This is a genomic window from Nocardia crassostreae, assembly GCF_001613405.1.
Lineage (GTDB): Bacteria > Actinomycetota > Actinomycetes > Mycobacteriales > Mycobacteriaceae > Nocardia > Nocardia crassostreae.
This window is the reverse complement of the sequence record NZ_BDCH01000017.1, coordinates 449,837-466,525: the sequence shown is the minus strand read 5'-3', so window position 1 is coordinate 466,525 and position 16,689 is coordinate 449,837. Positions and strand designations below refer to the sequence as shown.

The following is a 16,689-nucleotide window of genomic DNA, read 5'->3' as shown; positions in this document are numbered from 1 at the left end:
GATTGCGCGACAACTGCATAAGGCGCGTTCGTGCAAGAAGGGCAGGCAATGATGACTGCATACACCTACCGCTTCGACGAAGCGGCGGCGGGAGCTCCGGGCCGACTGCTGTCGGCGTCGCCCATGGTCGCCCGCATGCTGCCCGGCCTGCGACTTCCCGCCCGCGCCTGGCGAATCGCCTACACCTCCACCACTGGCCTGGGTGACCCGGTCGAGGTCACCGGCACCGTACTGGTGCCGCGCGCACCGTGGCGGGGTCCGGGCCCGCGTCCGCTCATCGGCTACGCCGTCGGCACCCAGGGCTTCGCCGATACGATCGCCGCCTCCTCGTGGCAGTTGCGCTTCGGCGTGGAGTACGAATCGCTGTTCATCCGGGCCGCCTTGCGCCGCGGCTGGGCGCTCGCCATCACCGACTATCCGGGACTGGGCAATCCGGGCACGCACCCGTATGTCATGGGCCGCTCCCTCGGCCCGTCCGTGCTCGACAGCATGCGCGCCGCCCGCCGTCTCCCCGCCGCCGGTCTGGACCCCGACGGTCCGCTCGGCATCTACGGCTACTCCGAAGGCGGCAATGCCGCGGGCTGGGCGCTGCAATTGCAGCCCACCTACGCCCCCGACCTCCAGTTGGCCGGTGGCGCGATCGGTTCCGCCCCCGCCGATCTGGAGAACATGATCGCCTTCCTGGACGGCACCCCCTACGCGTTCCTGCTGTTCTACGGTGTGCTCGGACTCGATGCCGCCTATCCGGAACTCGATGTCCTGCAATACCTGAAGCCGCAGGGCCGTGCCCTGGCCGCGCTGTTCCGTCACACCCACGCCGCCGCGGCGGCGGTGGTCGGCATTGCGGGCGGCCTGGTGATCCCCACCCGTGTCGACACCTACTGTCACACACCGCCGTTCGAGGTCCCCGCCGTCAAGGCCCGCCTGCAGGAGAACAAACTGGGCGGAATCGCCCCGGCCGCACCGGTTCTGGCCGCCGGTGGCACCGCCGAGCAGATCATCCCGTTCCCGCAGGCGGTGGCCCTGGCCGAGAGCTGGAAGGCCCTCGGCGCGGACGTCACTATGCACACCATGCACCGGCGTGAGCACGTCACCGGCGCCTTCTCCTTCGCCGGACCCGCCCTGCGCTTCCTGAGCGAATGCCTGGACCAGGCGCGGACGGCGGACCTGCGCCGCCTGGCCTGATACGTCCCGGATTGTCAGGCGGCCCGGGTTTCGGCGAGGCGGTCGTGGCGGCCGTAGCTGCGGTCGGGCCGGTTGGCCAGGACGGGCCGGGCCATCATGCGCTCGGTGGTGCGGCGGCCGAGGCGTTCGGCCAGCCGGGTCGCGCCGGGAATCAGGCGGCGGGGCACTTCGAGGGCGCCGTTCAGCGCGGCGGTGGCCAGTACTGCGGCGGTGGAGACCCGGCTGTAGGGCATGCCGAGGAAGTCGGCATTGGTGTGGCCCAGCAGGATTCGGCTGTACGACACCGAGTAGAGGGTGAAGGCGCGACCGGCCAGGCGCGCGGGCAGGCCGCCGTGGTCCAGGCCGTAGAGGGTCGGGAGCGCGCCGACCAGGGCCTCGGACAGGGTGCGGGAATCCGCGTCGGGCTGGAATTCGTAGTCGGCCTGCAACCACAGCAGTCGCCAGGTGTCGGTCTCGTCGGCCGGGAGGATCTCCGGGTCGAGGCCGATCAGGTGACCGACATAGCGCCACAGGTGGTAGACGGCCGCCTTCTCGCGGCGGGAGAACTGGAGCCCGACCGCTTGGCAGCCCGCAATGCTGCCCAGCGAGAACAGCATGAGCGTGCCCGCGGTGAGGGATTGGTTGACGGGATGATCCCAGTCCGCGTAGTCCCAGTCCGCGCGGCGGTTCATCCCCGCGCGCACCTGGGCGTGCATGAGCCGCACCCGCACGGTGTTCTTGAAGCCGGGTTCGAAGCGCCCCATCCCGCCGGACGCGGTCACATCCATCCACCAGGTGGCGGTCTCGATCACGCGGCGCGGGGCCATGTTCTCGGCGGACAGCCCGCCGGTGCCGACCAGCACCTTGTCCGCGCGGGAGGCCAGATAACCGCCATTGAGCGAGAACATGGACAGCGCCAGATTGGTCGCCCACGGGCTGACCCGGCCGCAGACCCGCGCGGCGAGGTCGAGCTTGCCCTGGTCCAGCCAGAACGGCTGGGCATCGATGTGCGCGAAGAAGGCTCGCAGTTCGGCGGGCGCGTCCGGGACCGCGTCGATGCCCTGTTCCAGGGCGATCTCGAACAGCGTGCGGCCCTGGCCGGTGGGCAGGCGGCGGAACATGTCCACGACGGCGTCGGCGAGCGGATCGCCCAGCGCGGTGAACCTGCGGTAGGCGTCGCGCTGTTCCGGGGTCGGGCGGATATCGCCGGGAGCCAGGACCTTCATGGCCAGCTTGAACATCGGCTCCTGGAAGACGACCGGTTCGGGCAGCTGCTCGGTACGCGCCATTGCGTGCCTCCTGTGTGCGCTCATTCTGGTGAAGGACTTCACCAGAAGATTTGGTGATAGTCTTCACCAAAGTTCGGGGTATGGCAACAGGGGGTGGTGACATGACATCGGACCGGGGTCGATACGCCGGGCTGAGCGTGGGGGAGCGGCGCGCACAGCGCCGGGAGAAGCTGCGCGCGGCCGCCCGGGAGCTGATTGCCGAGCAGGGGCTGACCGGGCTCAAGGTCCGCGCGCTGTGCACCCGGGCGGGCCTGAACGATCGCTACTTCTACGAGAACTACACCGATACCGACCAGCTGCTGTTCGAACTGGTCGATGCCCAACTGGCCGAACTCATGGCCGGACTGTTCGACGTCATAGCCAAGGCCCCCGCCGATACCCGGGTCCGCCTGCGCGCCGTCGTCGAGCACGGTGTCGCGGCCCTGGCCGACGATCCGATGCGCCGCCGCCTGGTCGTCGAATTCCAGTCCGGCGACGAACTGCGCCGCCGCCGCACCGAACTGGTCGACCTGGCCGCCCACACCATGCTCGCCCAAGGCCGCGAACTCCTCGGCGACGAAGCCGTCACCGGCATCCACGCCGCCCTGGCGGCCCGCACCATCGCCCACGGCGGCCTGGAGCTGATCACCGAATGGCTGCGCGGCGACCTGGATATCGAGCGCGAACAACTGATCGACTTCCTGGTCGCCATGATCATGACCGCCTCGGAGATCACCACCACCGTGCGCCGCGAAATGGCCGCTGGTGGCCGCGTGTAGTCAGCCGAGCGCCAGCGGCAAGGACTGATGCCGACGCACGAACAGGCTCGGAAACCATTGCGGCGGAGCGGCTTCGTCGAGGGTGAAGGAGTTCGTGCGGTTCAGCAGCACGGTGATCGCGGCCGTCGCCTCCAGCCTGGCCAGAGCCGAGCCGACACAGAAGTGCACCCCTTTGCCGAAAGCCAGTGCGGTCGCGCCGCTACGGCGCTCGAGATCGACGACGTCGGGATCGGAAAAGACGGACGGATCGCGGTTGGCCGCGCCCCAGAGCAGCAGTAGGTGCCCGCCCGCCGGGAGTTCGACGCCGCCGAGCCTGGTGTCCGCGGTGATATGCCGGTGGTGGCCGCGGAACGGGGACTCCAACCGCAGCGCCTCGTTCAGGAAATCGCCGACCCGCTGGGGATCGCGCCGAAGTTGCCGCTGTAGTCCGGGATCGATGGCGAGTAGCCGAGCAGCGTTGGCAATCAGCCCCGCCGTGGATTCGCCGCCCGCGCCGACCAATTGGACCAGTATGGACACGGCTGTCGCATCATCGATTGTTCCCGCGGCGACAGCGCCGCCGAGCACTCCCATCAGGCTTTCATCTCGATCGGGCTGGGCTGCAAGGAACTCCGTACGGAGATAGGCGACAAGTTCGATGGTGGAGGTCATCAACGCCGGGTGCCGCTCGTAGGGTTTCGGCGACCAGCGCCAGCGGCAGCCGGTCCGCCATGGCGGTGGCCCAATCGATGCGCCCGTCGCGCAGCCCGTCCCGCCACAACCGCTCGACCAGGCCATCCACCCGATCACCGAGCGAACGGATCCGTTTGGCCAGAACCGGGGCCACGAGCTTGCGATGCACGGCGTGACCTGGGCCATCCCCGGTTGCCAGCACATGCAGACCCTCACGCCGACCATCCCAGTCGAAAACCGTTGGCGCACCCCCCGGGCTGCTCGACCAGCGATGCGGTCAGGTTGGACGAGAAGTCCGAGGTGCGACTGGCCGCCTCGGCAACCAGCGCCCAACTCGACACAAGGAAGAAGCTGGTCCCCGGGACGCGGTACACAGGGGAGCGCTCACGCAGTGCGCGGTACAGCGGATAAGGGTCGGCGAGATGTCTCGGGTCGAACAGATCGACGGCGTCCAGCGATATGACTGTCATGTGAACTCCTGAGCAAGAGGCAAGTGCCCACACGCTCGCCGCAAGCCGGGACCGCAGTCAATCAATGTCTCACTATGAGAATCTCCCCAAGTGCACCAAAACCCTCGCAGGGGGTTTGGGGGCGCAGCCCCCAATGGGGGCCGTGGGGGCTAGCCCCCACCCGGGGGTCCGGGGGCGGAGCCCCTGGGCAATTAAACACAGCCTCCCAATACCTCCTCCCTCACACATCACCCCATCACCTCCTCGCTCGTGCATCTCCCTTCTGGCGCATCTTCTCCCGAGCGCATCTCCTCTCCGGCGCTTCTCGTTGCGAGCAAAAATGAGACAACCCTCCAAACATGTCTTACGGTGAGATGCGCAGAAGCAGAACCGCTCAGGAGTGGATGTCATGGATACCCATCAGCAGGATTGGTTGGTAGGCGGCGCTCGGCGGTCCGTTGCCTGCGAGCGGATCGTGACCAGCGCGGCGCGGTTGTTTCGGGATCGCGGTTTCGATCAGGTCGGTATGGAGCAGGTGGCGACGGATGCCGGGTGCTCGCGCGCGACTCTCTATCGGCATTTTCCTGGTAAACCCGCGCTGATCGATGCCGTGCTGGCGCATTCCGCTGTTGTGGTCACCGACCGGGTTGCCGCGCAACTTCAGCAGTACACCGGTCGCCGACGCATTGTCGAAGCCATTCTCGGCTCGGTTGTGGCTGTGCGGTCCGACCCGGTGTTGGCGCAGTGGTTCGCCGTGGCACGGTCGGGTGCGGCGGACGGGGTTTTCGCCTCCTCTCGGGAACCGGCTCGCATCGCGACCGCGCTGACCGGTATCGCACCCGATGATGAAGCCGCCCAATGGATCGTCCGAATAGTTCTGTCCCTGTTGGCCTGGCCGCTGCCGGATGCGGCGAGTGAGCGACGGATGGTGGAGAGGTTCGTCGGTTAACTCTGTTCGGGCGTGGCGAGTTCGGCGAAGCCTGTCAGGGGTTCGTCCGGATCGAGTGTGAGACCCCGCGATTCGGCCGTGGCGTAGAGCGCGCCCCAGGCGAACGCGGCCAACTGGTCCGCTAGTTCTTTCCCGCTGATCGCCGGTTCGTTGAGCCAGCGCAGGACGCCGAGGCCGATCGCCCCGAGCAGTGCGTCCACGCTGTACTGCAGGTGCTCGCCGTCCGCTCCGCGAACCCGCAGGATTCCGGAGAGAAACGCGGCGACTGTATCGGACAGTGGCCGCCCGTCCTCGATGAAACGGGCCGCGCCATAAGCTGCGACGACATGTGAGCTCACGATGAAGCGGAATAGATTGGGCCGCTCGGAAACCAGATCGATATAAGCCGCCAGCGCGGTGCGGATCGCTTCGCGGGCGGAGGCCGCCGGATCGAACAGCGGGGTCACGCGTTCGACGATCAGTTCCTGTACCCGCCCGCTGACCGCGGCCAGTAATTCGACCTTGTCTCCGAAGAACCGATACAGCTTGGGACGCGGTATACCAGCGGTTTTCACCACATCGTCGATGGACAGATCCGGTCCGTGCGCATCGATGGCACGAATGGTGGCCTCGATCAACTCGGCGCGCACCGAGGTGCGGTGCGCATGCCAGCGGTCGGAGCGGGCATCACCCTTCAGGGCGGCCGGGCGGTCGCGAGGCGGGTGGGAGGCCATGCGGCAGATTGTAATTCGATCCGTTACGGCGCACCCCCTTGCAGCCTGTCTGGGGCAATCCTACACTGGGCTCACATCGAACACTCAGTACTAGGTACTTGGTGTTGCACCAAGGATGGTTCAGATGGTGAGCACATATCCCAAGGCGCGGCGGATCAGATTCCGCTTCGACCAACACGATTCGAACGACAAGTACTTCGTCGACGGCGATATGGTCTTCAGTCATTTCGTCGCCGGACTGTCGGGCGGCTTCCCGCCCGGCGAGGAATCCTTCATCCGCTCGGTCCGACGGGTGGCCGACCAGGTCACCGATCCGGACCTGAAACAACGGGTCAGCGGCTTCGTGGGCCAGGAGGCCATGCACGGGCTGGAGCACCGCCGCCTCAACCACAAACTGGTCGAAATGGGTTATCCCATCGAATGGATCGATACCGAGAAGGCCAAGGAGCGGGCCCGCTGGATCGAGGAGCGGCTGTCCCCGCTGGCGCATCTGGCGGCCACGGCGGCGGCCGAGCACTACACCGCCGTACTTGCGCAGCGCGTGCTCTCCAGTGACGAGATCCAGGGCATTCCGGCCTCACCCGAGTTCTGGCACCTGCTGAATTGGCATGCGCTCGAGGAACTCGAGCACAAGTCGGTGGCCTTCGACGTGTTCCGCGCCGTCGGCGGCACCGAGGGCACCCGGATCGGGGTGATGGCGGCCATGTACGCGATCACCATTCCGTTCACCTATGGCTCCCTGGCGGTTTCGCTGGCCCGCGATCCCGTGGCGCGGCGGCGGCCGGTGCGGCTCGCCCGCGAGGCGTATCAGCTGTTCACCGGCCCGATCTTCCGCGGGCTCATGGGGGAGCTGGCCAAGTACATGCGGCCCGGCTTCCATCCCGACGATATCGACACCACCGCGCTGCTCGAGCGCTGGCAGCGTGAGCTTTTCGGCGCCGACGGCACGCTCGTCGACCACCTGAAGTAGCACAACTCCATCGAGAAAGGACCGGCCAATGACGATCGGTCAGGACGCCAAGTCCCTCACCCCCTATCCCAAGGTGCGACGCATGCGCTTCCGGTTCGGCCAGCCCGAACCCATGACGCATCATTTCGTCCAGGACGATATTCCGCTGACCCATCTGATCGCCCTGCTGTCGGGCGCGTTCCCGCCGGGCGAGGAATCCTTCATCCGCTCGGTGCGCAAATTCTCCGGTGAGATCACCGATCCCGTGCTGAAGAAGCGGGTGGCGGGTTTCATAGGCCAGGAGGCTGTGCACGGTCAGCAGCACCGCGCATTGAACGAGCAGCTCATCGCCATGGGCTTCCCCATTGTGCGGGTCTTCACCTTCGAGCCGGGCGCGCTGCGCGAACGCGCGCTGATCACCGTCGAGAATCTGGTGCCGCGGCAGGTGCACTTGGCCGTCACCGCGCTGGCGGAGCACTACACCGCGACCCTGGCGAACCGGGTGCTCGGCAATCCGGATATCCAGGCCATTCCCGGTGATCCGGAAGTATGGAACCTGTTGAACTGGCACGCCTTCGAGGAGCTCGAGCACAAATCCGTCGCCTTCGACGTCTACCGCGCGACCGGCGGCTCGGAAGCGGTGCGCATCGTGCTTATGGCGGGCACCTACGCCCTGACCATCCCCGTCGTCTCGCTCGGCGTGGCGGCGTCGATCCTCGGTGATCCGCACAGCTGGCGGCCGTTCAAGGTGCTGCGGCAGTCCATCCGGCTCTATCGGGGGCCGATCGTGCGCGGCCTGATGAAGGAGATCCGGCCGTATATGCGGCCCGGCTTCCATCCCGACGATATCGACACCACCGCGCTGCTCGAGCACTGGCGGCGGGAACTGTTCGGCGCCGATGGGGAACTGCTCGACCGCGTCAACTGAGCGCGGCGGCAATAAGATTCGAGGAATGACATGAGCAATGTCGTCGGCTGGGGTGCGCCCGCCGGGGGCCGGGCCGACCGCGAGGTCATCGTGGTCGGCGCCGGATTCGGCGGTATCGGCACCGGTATCGCGCTACAGCGCAAGGGCATTCACGACTTCGTGATCGTCGACAAATGGTATCGGGTGGTCGGCACCTGGCATGCCAATACCTATCCTGGTGTGGCGGTCGACATCCCGTCGTTAATCTACAGCTTCTCCTACGAGCAGCGCGGGGACTGGTCTCGGATCTTCGCGCCCGGCAACGAACTTCGCGACTACGCCGAGAGCATGGTCGACAAGTACGGGCTGCGGGACAAGCTGCGCATGAACACCACCATCGTGGCCGCGGACTTCGATGACCGGAACATCCTGTGGCGCTTGACCACCGATGGCGGGCGGGAGATCACCGGGCGCTATGTGGTGCTGGCTATCGGCGGACTCGAACGGCCCAAGATGCCCGATATCGAGGGCTTGCAGGACTTCGGCGGCGTGCTGGTGCACACCGCCATGTGGGATCACGATGTGGTGCTGCGGGACAAGCGGGTAGCCGTCATCGGCACCGGTGCGACCGCCCTGCAGCTGATTCCGGCCATCGTGGACGAGACCAGGCATCTCACCGTCTTCCAGCGCACCCCGATCTGGGTGTTTCCGAAGAGCGATACCGCGGTCGGCCCGCTCGGGCGGCAGGTGCTGGGCAACAGGCGAATCCGATCGGTGCTGCGACTGGCCGGGAACCTCGGCACCGAACTGGCCATGAGCGGGATGGTCGCGGGCCCGCGCTGGCTCACCGAGGGCGGTCGCCGGTTGGCGGAAATCCCGGTGCGGCAATGGATGCGGCGACAGGTCGCGGACCCGGCGCTGCGCGAACGGCTCATGCCGAAATACGGCCTCGGCTGCAAGCGGCCGTCCATGTCCAACGATTACCTGAAGACCTTCAACCGCACCGACGTCAGCCTCGTCACCGATTCCATCGACCGAATTACCGAACGCGGCGTGGTCACCGCGGACGGGCGCGAACACGAGATCGACGTGCTCGTGTGCGCCACCGGCTTCAAACTCTGGGAGCAGGGCGCGGTGCCGCCGTTCCCGGTGCGCGGCCGCGAGGGCAAGGACCTGCAGCGGTTCTGGGACGAGCACCGCTATCAGTCGTACCAGGGCGTTTCGGTCCCGGGCTTCCCCAATGCCTTCACCATTACCGGCCCCTACGGCTTCGTGCTGGGCTCCTACATCTGGATGATCGAGTCCACCGCCGCGCATCTGAGCCGGGCCATTGCCGAGGCGAATCGCCGCGGCGCCACCGAGATCGAGATCCGGCAGCAGGCGCACGACGAGTACTTCGCCGCCTGCCTGCGACGGCAGCAGAAGAACTTCCTGTTCACGCCGGTCTGCGCGGGTTCCAACACCTACTACATCGACAACCATGGAGATTCGCCGTTCCGCCCGTCCACGCACGGTGAGATGTACTGGCAGAACCGGCATTTCGATCTCGATGTCTACCGCTACACCGTGGGCGCGCCGATGCCCGCACCGGCCGCGCTGCCGGAGGAGGTCTCGTGAAGTTCAATGACATCGAGCCGGGCCTGGTGGTGGTCACCGGTGCGGGCAGCGGGATAGGCCGCGCGGTCGCCCAGCGGTTCGCCCGCATGGGCGCGCAGGTCGTGGTCTCCGATATCGACAAGGACGCGGCGCTGGCGACCGTCGCCACCATTCAGGCCGCGGGCCGCCGCGCGGTGGCCATGCAACTGGACGTCACCGATCCCGAGGCGTGGACGGCCTTCGCCCGGGACGTGCACGCCGACCACGGCGTGCCCGATGTGCTGGTCAACAATGCCGGAATCCTGGTCAGCGGCGCGTTTCTGGACCTGGAACCGGCGGACTGGGAGTACCAGCTCAGCGTCAACCTGCTGGGCGTGGTCTACGGCTGCCGCACCTTCGCGCGCCTGATGTTCGACCAGGGCCGCCGCGGCCATATCGTGAACATCGCCTCCGCGGCCGCCTTCACCCAGACCCCGGTCATGTCGGCCTATTCCGTGTCCAAGGCCGGGGTGAAGATGCTCACCGAATGCCTGCGGCTCGAACTGGCGCCCAAGGGCGTGGGCGTGAGCGCGATCTGCCCCGGCGTGATCAATACCAATATCGGCGCGCATGCCGTGACCGTCGGCGTGGATCCGGATCTGGTCGAGCGCGGTAGGCAGATCGCCAGGGATATGCAGGAATTCGCGGCCCGGCTGCCGTTCTCGCCGTTGAGCCCGGATCTGGTCGCGCGGGCGGTGGTGCGCGCGGTGCGCTACGACCTGGCCGTCGTCCCGGTGCGCGCCGAGGCGTGGCTGGGCTACTTCATGCTGCGCCTCGCCCCCGGCATCAATCGCCGTATGAACCAACCTCTCTCGATGGAGCGCATCCAGGCGGCGGGTGAGTACCTACTCGGTAGGAGAGCGTCCGGATGACCCGCGTCCATCGGATCAAGGTGCGCGAGGTCGTCGCGGAGACGGCCGATACCGTCTCGCTGATCTTCGACATTCCCGACGACCTCGGCCCCCGATTCGCCTATGCGCCGGGCCAATACCTGACCCTGCGGGTGCCGAGCGAGCGCACCGGTTCGGTGGCGCGCTGCTATTCGCTGTCCAGCAGCCCGTATTGCGGTGATTGCCCGACGGTCACCGTCAAGCGCATCCCCGGAGGCTTTGCCTCCAACTGGATCTGCGACAACCTCGCGGCGGGCGACCTGCTCACCGTGCTGGAACCGGCCGGAAATTTCGTGCCGCGCAGCTGGAATCGCGATGTCCTGCTGTGCGCCGCGGGCAGCGGCATCACCCCGGTCATATCGATCCTCAAGTCGGCGCTGGTCCTCGGCAACGGCCGGATCGCGCTGCTGTACGCCAATCGCGACCGGCGATCGGTCATCTTCGACGCACAGCTGCGCGAGCTCGCCCGCCGTCATCCGCGCCGCCTGACGGTCCTGCACTGGCTGGAGTCCGAGCGCGGTATGCCCACCGTCCGGGGCCTCGCGGCGCTCGCCAAACCATATCGTCGGTTTGATGTATACCTTTGCGGCCCAGCGGGATTCGCTACCGTGACCAAGCAAGCGCTGGCACAATTGCGGATACCCGGGCGCGCGATCCGCGAGGAGGAGTATCGCTCGCTCACCGACAACCCGTTCGAGCACCACACCCCCGTGGCGACACCCGCCCCGGCCCCCGCCGGACCGACGGGCGACACCGCCACCGTGAAGGTCGAGATCGATGGCGAGACGCACACCCTGCCCTGGCCGCGCAGCCGGAAGTTGCTCGATGTCCTGCTCGATCGCGGCATCGACGCACCCTATGTCTGCCGTGAATCCGCGTGCGGGACCTGCATCTGCCGCGTCCGGCAGGGCCGCACCCGCATGCTCCTGAACGAGGCCCTGATCGACGAGGAGCTGGCCCGCGGCTACACCCTCGCCTGCCAGACCCTGCCGGAATCCGATGAGCTGCACATAACCTTCGACGAATGAGCGCCGTCGCGGCGCGGACAGACAACGAGGTTCCCATGGTCACCCTGCCCGCCGGGATTCGCGGTTCCGCCGATCCCGCCTTCGCCCCCGCCGTGCGCGCCTTCGCGCTGCTCTTCGCACGATATGTGCGCACCGGCGGTGCGCTCGCGGTCTACCTGCGCGGGGAACCGGTGCTGAACATCTGGACCGGCACCGCCGACGCCGCGGGCGAAATCCCCTGGGAGCGCGACACCGCCGCCCTGACGTTCTCCACCACCAAGGGCATCACCGCCATGGTGATCCACCGCCTGGCCGACCGCGGCTGGCTCGACTACGACGCGCCGGTCGCCGAGTACTGGCCTGAATTCGCCGATGGCGGAAAGCATTCCATTACGGTGCGCGATGTCCTCGCGCACCGCGCCGGACTGTCGGATCTGCGCCGGTTGCTCGAGGATCCCGCCGAGGTGCTCGACCACGCGCTCATGGAGCGGCGGCTGGCCGCGGCCACGCCCGACTGGACCCGCGGCCTGCCGGTGTACCACGCGGTCACCTTCGGCTGGCTGCTGGGCGGTCTGACCCGCGCGGTCACCGGTCAGGAGATGGACGAGCTGTACCGCATCGAACTGGCCGAGCCGCTGGGTCTTTCGGGCCTCTACCTGGGCCGCCCGCCCGCCGGTGGCGCGGTGGCCGAAATGGTGGGCCCGGCCCTGGATTTCACCGGTACCCGGCTGGGCAAGCCGCTGACCGCCGCGGTTACCCGCATTCCGGTGGTCGGCAAACTGATCAGCTCCGCCCATATCGCGGGCGGCGAGGCCACCTTGCACGGCCCCTTCCCGGAGTTCGGCGAAGTCCGCAATGGCGCGGCCACCGGTGTTTTCAGCGCCGATGCCATTGCCCGGACCTACGCGCTCATCGCGGGCGAGGGGGTCTTCGGCGAGCAGCGGCTGCTCGGCGCCGATACCGTTCGCGCGCTCGACCGCCGGACCGGTCTGAGCCCGGACCCGAACCGGCTCACCTTCTGGCACCTGGGCTATCACCCGTTCCCCGCGCTGGGCGCGCCGCATGCCTTCGGCCATATCGGCCTGGGCGGCTCCGGTGGCTGGGTGGACCCGGATTCCGGTCTGGCCGTGGGCTTCGTGCACAACCGCCTGGATCTGTTCCGCCTGCCGGTGGACATGACCCTGACCTCGCTGCTGCTCCCGGCGATCACCCGCTCGGCGGACAGTCACGCGCGCCGCGCCGCCGCCACGCGTGCGGCCTGAAGCGGTTCAGAGCGACAGGCTCAGGGGTCTTTTGCGGCCCGCCACCGAGGCCCGGAAGGTTTCGGCGGTCTGCGGCACCAGCAGTGATGCCACAATGGCCAGCGCCGGACCGACGGCCATGGTCGCGAAGGCCGTCGTGTACGAGTAGTGATCGACCACCACGCCGAAGGTGAACGGGCTGAGCGCACCCGCCAGCTGACCGCCGAAGATGATCACGCCCGTCGCCGCGCCGATATACGCGCTGGGCAGGGCGCGCAGCGGCACCGAGAACGCGGGCATCATGGCCAGGCCCGCCACCAGCGTCATGGCCGTGCCCGCCACGACGAACAGCGGGAAGTACTCGATCTGCGGCAGGATGAACAGCATCGAGGCGTAGAAGGCCATGGACGGTACGACGATGACCCGCGGCCGCCCGCCCAGCCGGTCCGACATGCGCGCCCCGAGCACCACACCCGCGGCCGTGCCCAGTGTCGACGGCACCGCGGCGAAGGCGATGGCGGCCATGGAGATTCCGCGCTCCTCGTGCAGGAAGGTCGGCGTCCACGCCGTTACGCCCCACACCAGCACGTCGTATCCGAAGAAGATGACGGCGAAGCCCATGATGGCGGGGGAGAACAGCACCCTGCGCCGTTCGCCGGAGCTCAGCCCCAGGGTGACGGGCTGCACGTCCTGGGTGAGCGGTTCGGGCATCCACTTGCGCCAGGCCAGGATGACGGCGACGCCGAATACGGAGATGATCCCGAAAATCCACCGCCACCCGATGGTCGGCAGCATGACGCCCGCGATCACCGAGGCCAGCAGGATGCCGACCGCGTTCGAGGAGTTCATCCATCCGGTGGCGGTGGTGCGCTGCTCGGGCACGCTGCGCTCGGCCAGCGCCTTGATGGCGGCCGCGGGGAATACGCCCTGTACCAGTCCGAACAGGAAGCGCATGGCGAGCAGGACCGCGAAAGACCAGGCCACGGCGGTCAATCCGGTGAATATGGACCAGGCGACGAGCCCGACCACCCCGACGCGCAGCGCACCGTAGCGATCTGCCAGCAGCCCTGCGGGCACCTGGATGGCCGCATAGGCCACGAAGAAAATCGACACCAGCAGCCCCTGCTGCGTGTGGTCGAGACCGAGATCCTCACCAATGGCCGGGAGCGCGAAATTGATCACGGTCCGGTCGATGTAGTCGACTACCCATGCCGCGAACAGCAGCATGACGGTGATCCGTGTCGTGCGTGGCATCCGTGCCCCTTCATCGAACGAGGCGTGGCGGAATGCCACGAAAGCCCCATGGCCCGAGGATATGGCGAACTACCGTTTTGCGTCCCCCCACCCATTTTGGGGGCTAGCGGTTGCAATACGGGCAACACTAGGGCAAATTTCGGCCAACTCCGCAGGTCAGCGCCGTCGCCCGCGAGGCGGTGAGCCGTCGCCCTCGATGCGTTGAACCGAGCGGGCGCGCGATCCGTACTACCGGATGCGCTGGTTGTGATCCGGTAGCGGCCGATATGCCCGTCGGGGCGGTTCCGCGTCCGGGACGGCTGCCCTGCCGGAGCTTCGCGGCCGGGTATTCGCGCACCCAAGTGTGCTGTCTATCAGCATATTTCGAGCAAGAACGTGACCAAGGACACATTGCTCGGGACGTGAAAACGTAGATACCTTGTGTGCGACGTATCGCGCACAACGCAATTCGAGATGGGAGATCATGTCCGAACACGGATCGGTGACCCGGACGGTCGCGGATGTAATCGTGGCGCGGCTGGCGGAGCACGCCGATCACCTGTTCGGGGTGGGCGGCGCCAATATCGAGGACCTCTACGACGCGGTGGCGCGACGCCCGGAGGTCATGACCGGCATTGTGGCCAAACACGAATTCGGGGCGGCCACCATGGCCGACGGATACGCGCGGGCGACCGGTCGGCTCGGGGTGGTGGTCGCGACCTCCGGCGGCGGGGCCATGAATCTGCTTGCCGCGCTCGCGGAATCGTACGACTCGCGCGTGCCGGTGCTGGCGCTGGTCGGGCAGCCGCCCACCGCGCTGGAAGGGCGCGGCGCGTTCCAGGACACGAGCGGTGGCGGCGAACGGCTCGACGCCGAGCGGATCTTCGCGACGGTTTCGCGATTCTGCGCCAAGGTCACCCGCGCCGAGGACATTCCCGCCGCCCTGGATTGGGCGATCGACGCCGCGCTCGCCGGTGGCCCGGCGGTGCTGTTGCTGCCAAAGGATATTCAAGCGGCGGTGAGCACCTTGACCGAGCCGCCGATGCGGATCCGGCGCGAGCTGCGGCGGATGACCGGCGAGTTCCGTTCGCACATAGCGGGATTGACGGACAAAGCCGGTGACCTCATCACCGCCTCCGGCCGAGGGCCCGCGGTGATCATTGCCGGGCCGGAGATCGCGCGGGCCGGGGCGCGCGCCGAACTGACCGCCTTCGCCGCGGCGATCGATGCGTCGGTACTGGTCACCCCGGACGCCAAAGACGTCTTCCCGAACCGGGATCCGCGTTTCGCGGGCGTCGTCGGAATCATGGGGCATCCGCACGCCCCGCGCCTGGTGGCGCAGGCCGCGCTGTGCGTGCTGGCGGGCGCGACGCTGCCGATGACCGCGCGCGCCGGATTGGACGACGCCCTGGCGGCGTGCCCGGCCGTCGTGTACCTGGGTGACGAACGGCCCCTGGTCGCGGCGCACGTCCGCGTGCCCGGACCGCTCCGGCACCGCCTGCGCGACCTCGCGGCACGCTGCTCCAGTCCGAAATCCCTAGTGGCGCAGCCGGATCACGCGCCCATACCGGAGCTGGTCGCGCCCGCAGCGACCGGTCTGGGCGTGCGCTATCGGGAGGCCGTGGCCGCACTCACCGCCCGCCTGGAGCCGGGCACCGATGTGGTCGCCGATGCCGGGAACACTGGCGCGGCGGTGGTGCACCATCTGCCGGTGCCCGAGGACGGCCGCTTCCTCATCGCGCTCGGCATGGGCGGGATGGGTTACTCGTTCGGCGCGGGCATCGGCTGTGCGCTGGGGCGAAGGCGACGCACGGTCGTGATCGCCGGGGACGGTTCGTATTTCATGCACGGCCACGAGGTGCACACGGCGGTCGAATACCAGGTCCCGATCACCTTCGTCGTATTCAACAACAATGCCCACGCCATGTGCGTCACCCGGGAGCAGCTCTATTACTCCGGCGACTACACCTACAACCGCTTCCGCCCGGCACAGCTCGGCGACGGCGTCGCCGCCATTTTCCCGGACCTGCCCACCTGGACCGCCACCACGCTGGCCGAATTCGAGACGGCCCTGGACAAGGCCCGGATCGAAGCCGGTCCGGCATTCATCGAACTCCGGTGCGATCCCGACGAGATCCCGCCGTTCGCACCATTTCTGAAGGAGCACACCGCATGACCGAATCCGTGCACGCCGCACCCGTCGAGGTCCCGGACGTGGGGGTGCCGGGCGTCTATCGCATCGAGACGCTGACCATGAAGGAGGGCATGCCGATGGTGCTCGACATGACCCGCGCCGTCTACCCGCACGACGAGATCTTCGGCGAGTACTGCACCGTCAACGAATACATCGCCGCACCGCCGGACGAGGTGTACGCCTATCTGGCCGATACCCGCAGCCTGTGCGAATGGACCTACAGCATGCGAGGTTTCGAGCGCACCGGGCAGCCGGACCTGTGGGTGTCCGACGACCGCATCGGCTCCCACACCCGCATCTACACGCGCACCGTCGCCAATCCCGAGGCGCGCACCGTCGACTATCACTGCGCCTGGGATCAGGGCGAGCACTTGTGGATGATCTACCTCATGCGGGTCGTCGACGCGCAACTGGTCCTGGGCAAGCCGGGATCGGTGGTGCTGTGGACCAATTGCCACCACCCGTTCTACGACGCGAACGGCCACCCCGAGACCGCGCCGCCGGACCGCCCGGTGTGGGTCGGCGATTTCTGGCATCTCTTCGCCGCCGGTCATCTCCTGGAATTGCGCAATCTCAAAGCCATTTGCGAACACCGGCATGCCAACGGTCTGCCCATCAAGCCGGAATGGATGGTCTGAT

The 16,689-nt window shown here is 67.6% G+C and carries 16 protein-coding genes; 11 read left to right on the top strand and 5 right to left on the bottom strand.

The window, feature by feature from the left end; translation table 11 throughout:
- Positions 1-48: 48 nt before the first annotated feature.
- Complete coding sequence (locus NC4_RS18635) at positions 49-1,185, top strand: lipase family protein (RefSeq protein WP_245721767.1); 1,137 nt, start codon at positions 49-51, stop codon at positions 1,183-1,185.
- Positions 1,186-1,199: 14 nt separating this feature from the next.
- On the opposite strand, the gene NC4_RS18630 is transcribed toward NC4_RS18635, so the two are convergent.
- Positions 1,200-2,453: an oxygenase MpaB family protein gene (locus NC4_RS18630; RefSeq protein WP_067539773.1), complete on the bottom strand. Its 1,254-nt coding sequence runs from the start codon at positions 2,451-2,453 to the stop codon at positions 1,200-1,202.
- 101 nt (positions 2,454-2,554) lie between these two features.
- Between NC4_RS18630 and NC4_RS18625 the strand changes: the two genes are divergently transcribed.
- Positions 2,555-3,211: a TetR/AcrR family transcriptional regulator gene (locus tag NC4_RS18625; RefSeq protein ID WP_169814826.1), complete on the top strand. Its 657-nt coding sequence runs from the start codon at positions 2,555-2,557 to the stop codon at positions 3,209-3,211.
- Here the strand turns inward: NC4_RS18625 and NC4_RS18620 are convergent, their stop codons facing one another.
- Positions 3,212-4,069, bottom strand: a complete 858-nt coding sequence (locus tag NC4_RS18620) for a cytochrome P450 (RefSeq protein ID WP_439957526.1) — start codon at positions 4,067-4,069, stop codon at positions 3,212-3,214.
- A 26-nt stretch (positions 4,070-4,095) separates the two neighbouring features.
- Positions 4,096-4,353 (bottom strand): hypothetical protein, encoded by a 258-nt coding sequence (locus tag NC4_RS45140; protein WP_439957525.1) that lies wholly within the window; start codon positions 4,351-4,353, stop codon positions 4,096-4,098.
- A gap of 388 nt (positions 4,354-4,741) precedes the next feature.
- On the opposite strand from NC4_RS45140, the gene NC4_RS18615 reads away from it, so the two are divergent.
- Positions 4,742-5,281, top strand: a complete 540-nt coding sequence (locus tag NC4_RS18615; protein ID WP_067539977.1) for a TetR/AcrR family transcriptional regulator — start codon at positions 4,742-4,744, stop codon at positions 5,279-5,281.
- Here the strand turns inward: NC4_RS18615 and NC4_RS18610 are convergent.
- Positions 5,278-5,994 carry a TetR/AcrR family transcriptional regulator gene (locus NC4_RS18610; protein WP_067539766.1) on the bottom strand — a complete coding sequence of 239 codons (717 nt, stop codon included), beginning with the start codon at positions 5,992-5,994 and terminating at the stop codon, positions 5,278-5,280. The genes NC4_RS18615 and NC4_RS18610 overlap by 4 nt on opposite strands.
- Positions 5,995-6,109: 115 nt before the next feature.
- Here NC4_RS18610 and NC4_RS18605 point away from each other — a divergent pair, with 115 nt between their 5' ends.
- Genes NC4_RS18605 through NC4_RS18580 form a run of 6 tightly spaced genes read left to right on the top strand, consistent with a single transcriptional unit; the run spans position 6,110 to position 12,644 of the window.
- The gene (locus NC4_RS18605) at positions 6,110-6,964 is read left to right on the top strand and encodes a metal-dependent hydrolase (protein WP_067539763.1); all 855 of its coding nucleotides are present in this window, start codon (positions 6,110-6,112) and stop codon (positions 6,962-6,964) included.
- 28 nt (positions 6,965-6,992) lie between these two features.
- Positions 6,993-7,871 (top strand): metal-dependent hydrolase, encoded by an 879-nt coding sequence (locus NC4_RS18600; RefSeq protein ID WP_067539760.1) that lies wholly within the window; start codon positions 6,993-6,995, stop codon positions 7,869-7,871.
- A 30-nt stretch (positions 7,872-7,901) separates the two neighbouring features.
- Positions 7,902-9,467, top strand: a complete 1,566-nt coding sequence (locus NC4_RS18595; protein ID WP_067539758.1) for a flavin-containing monooxygenase — start codon at positions 7,902-7,904, stop codon at positions 9,465-9,467.
- On the top strand, positions 9,464-10,357 hold the full coding sequence (locus NC4_RS18590) for an SDR family NAD(P)-dependent oxidoreductase (RefSeq protein ID WP_084529325.1): 894 nt from the start codon (positions 9,464-9,466) through the stop codon (positions 10,355-10,357). Before NC4_RS18595 ends, NC4_RS18590 begins: the two co-directional genes overlap by 4 nt.
- Positions 10,354-11,403: a ferredoxin--NADP reductase gene (locus tag NC4_RS18585; protein ID WP_067539756.1), complete on the top strand. Its 1,050-nt coding sequence runs from the start codon at positions 10,354-10,356 to the stop codon at positions 11,401-11,403. The genes NC4_RS18590 and NC4_RS18585 overlap by 4 nt, the downstream gene beginning before the upstream one ends.
- Positions 11,400-12,644: a serine hydrolase domain-containing protein gene (locus NC4_RS18580; protein WP_067539754.1), complete on the top strand. Its 1,245-nt coding sequence runs from the start codon at positions 11,400-11,402 to the stop codon at positions 12,642-12,644. Before NC4_RS18585 ends, NC4_RS18580 begins: the two co-directional genes overlap by 4 nt.
- 6 nt (positions 12,645-12,650) lie before the next feature.
- Here the strand turns inward: NC4_RS18580 and NC4_RS18575 are convergent, their stop codons facing one another.
- Positions 12,651-13,877, bottom strand: a complete 1,227-nt coding sequence (locus tag NC4_RS18575) for an MFS transporter (protein WP_067539752.1) — start codon at positions 13,875-13,877, stop codon at positions 12,651-12,653.
- Between the two features lie 463 nt (positions 13,878-14,340).
- Here NC4_RS18575 and NC4_RS18570 point away from each other — a divergent pair, with 463 nt between their 5' ends.
- Positions 14,341-16,032 (top strand): thiamine pyrophosphate-binding protein, encoded by a 1,692-nt coding sequence (locus NC4_RS18570; protein ID WP_067539750.1) that lies wholly within the window; start codon positions 14,341-14,343, stop codon positions 16,030-16,032.
- On the top strand, positions 16,029-16,688 hold the full coding sequence (locus tag NC4_RS18565) for a hypothetical protein (RefSeq protein ID WP_067539747.1): 660 nt from the start codon (positions 16,029-16,031) through the stop codon (positions 16,686-16,688). Before NC4_RS18570 ends, NC4_RS18565 begins: the two co-directional genes overlap by 4 nt.
- Position 16,689: the final 1 nt, after the last annotated feature.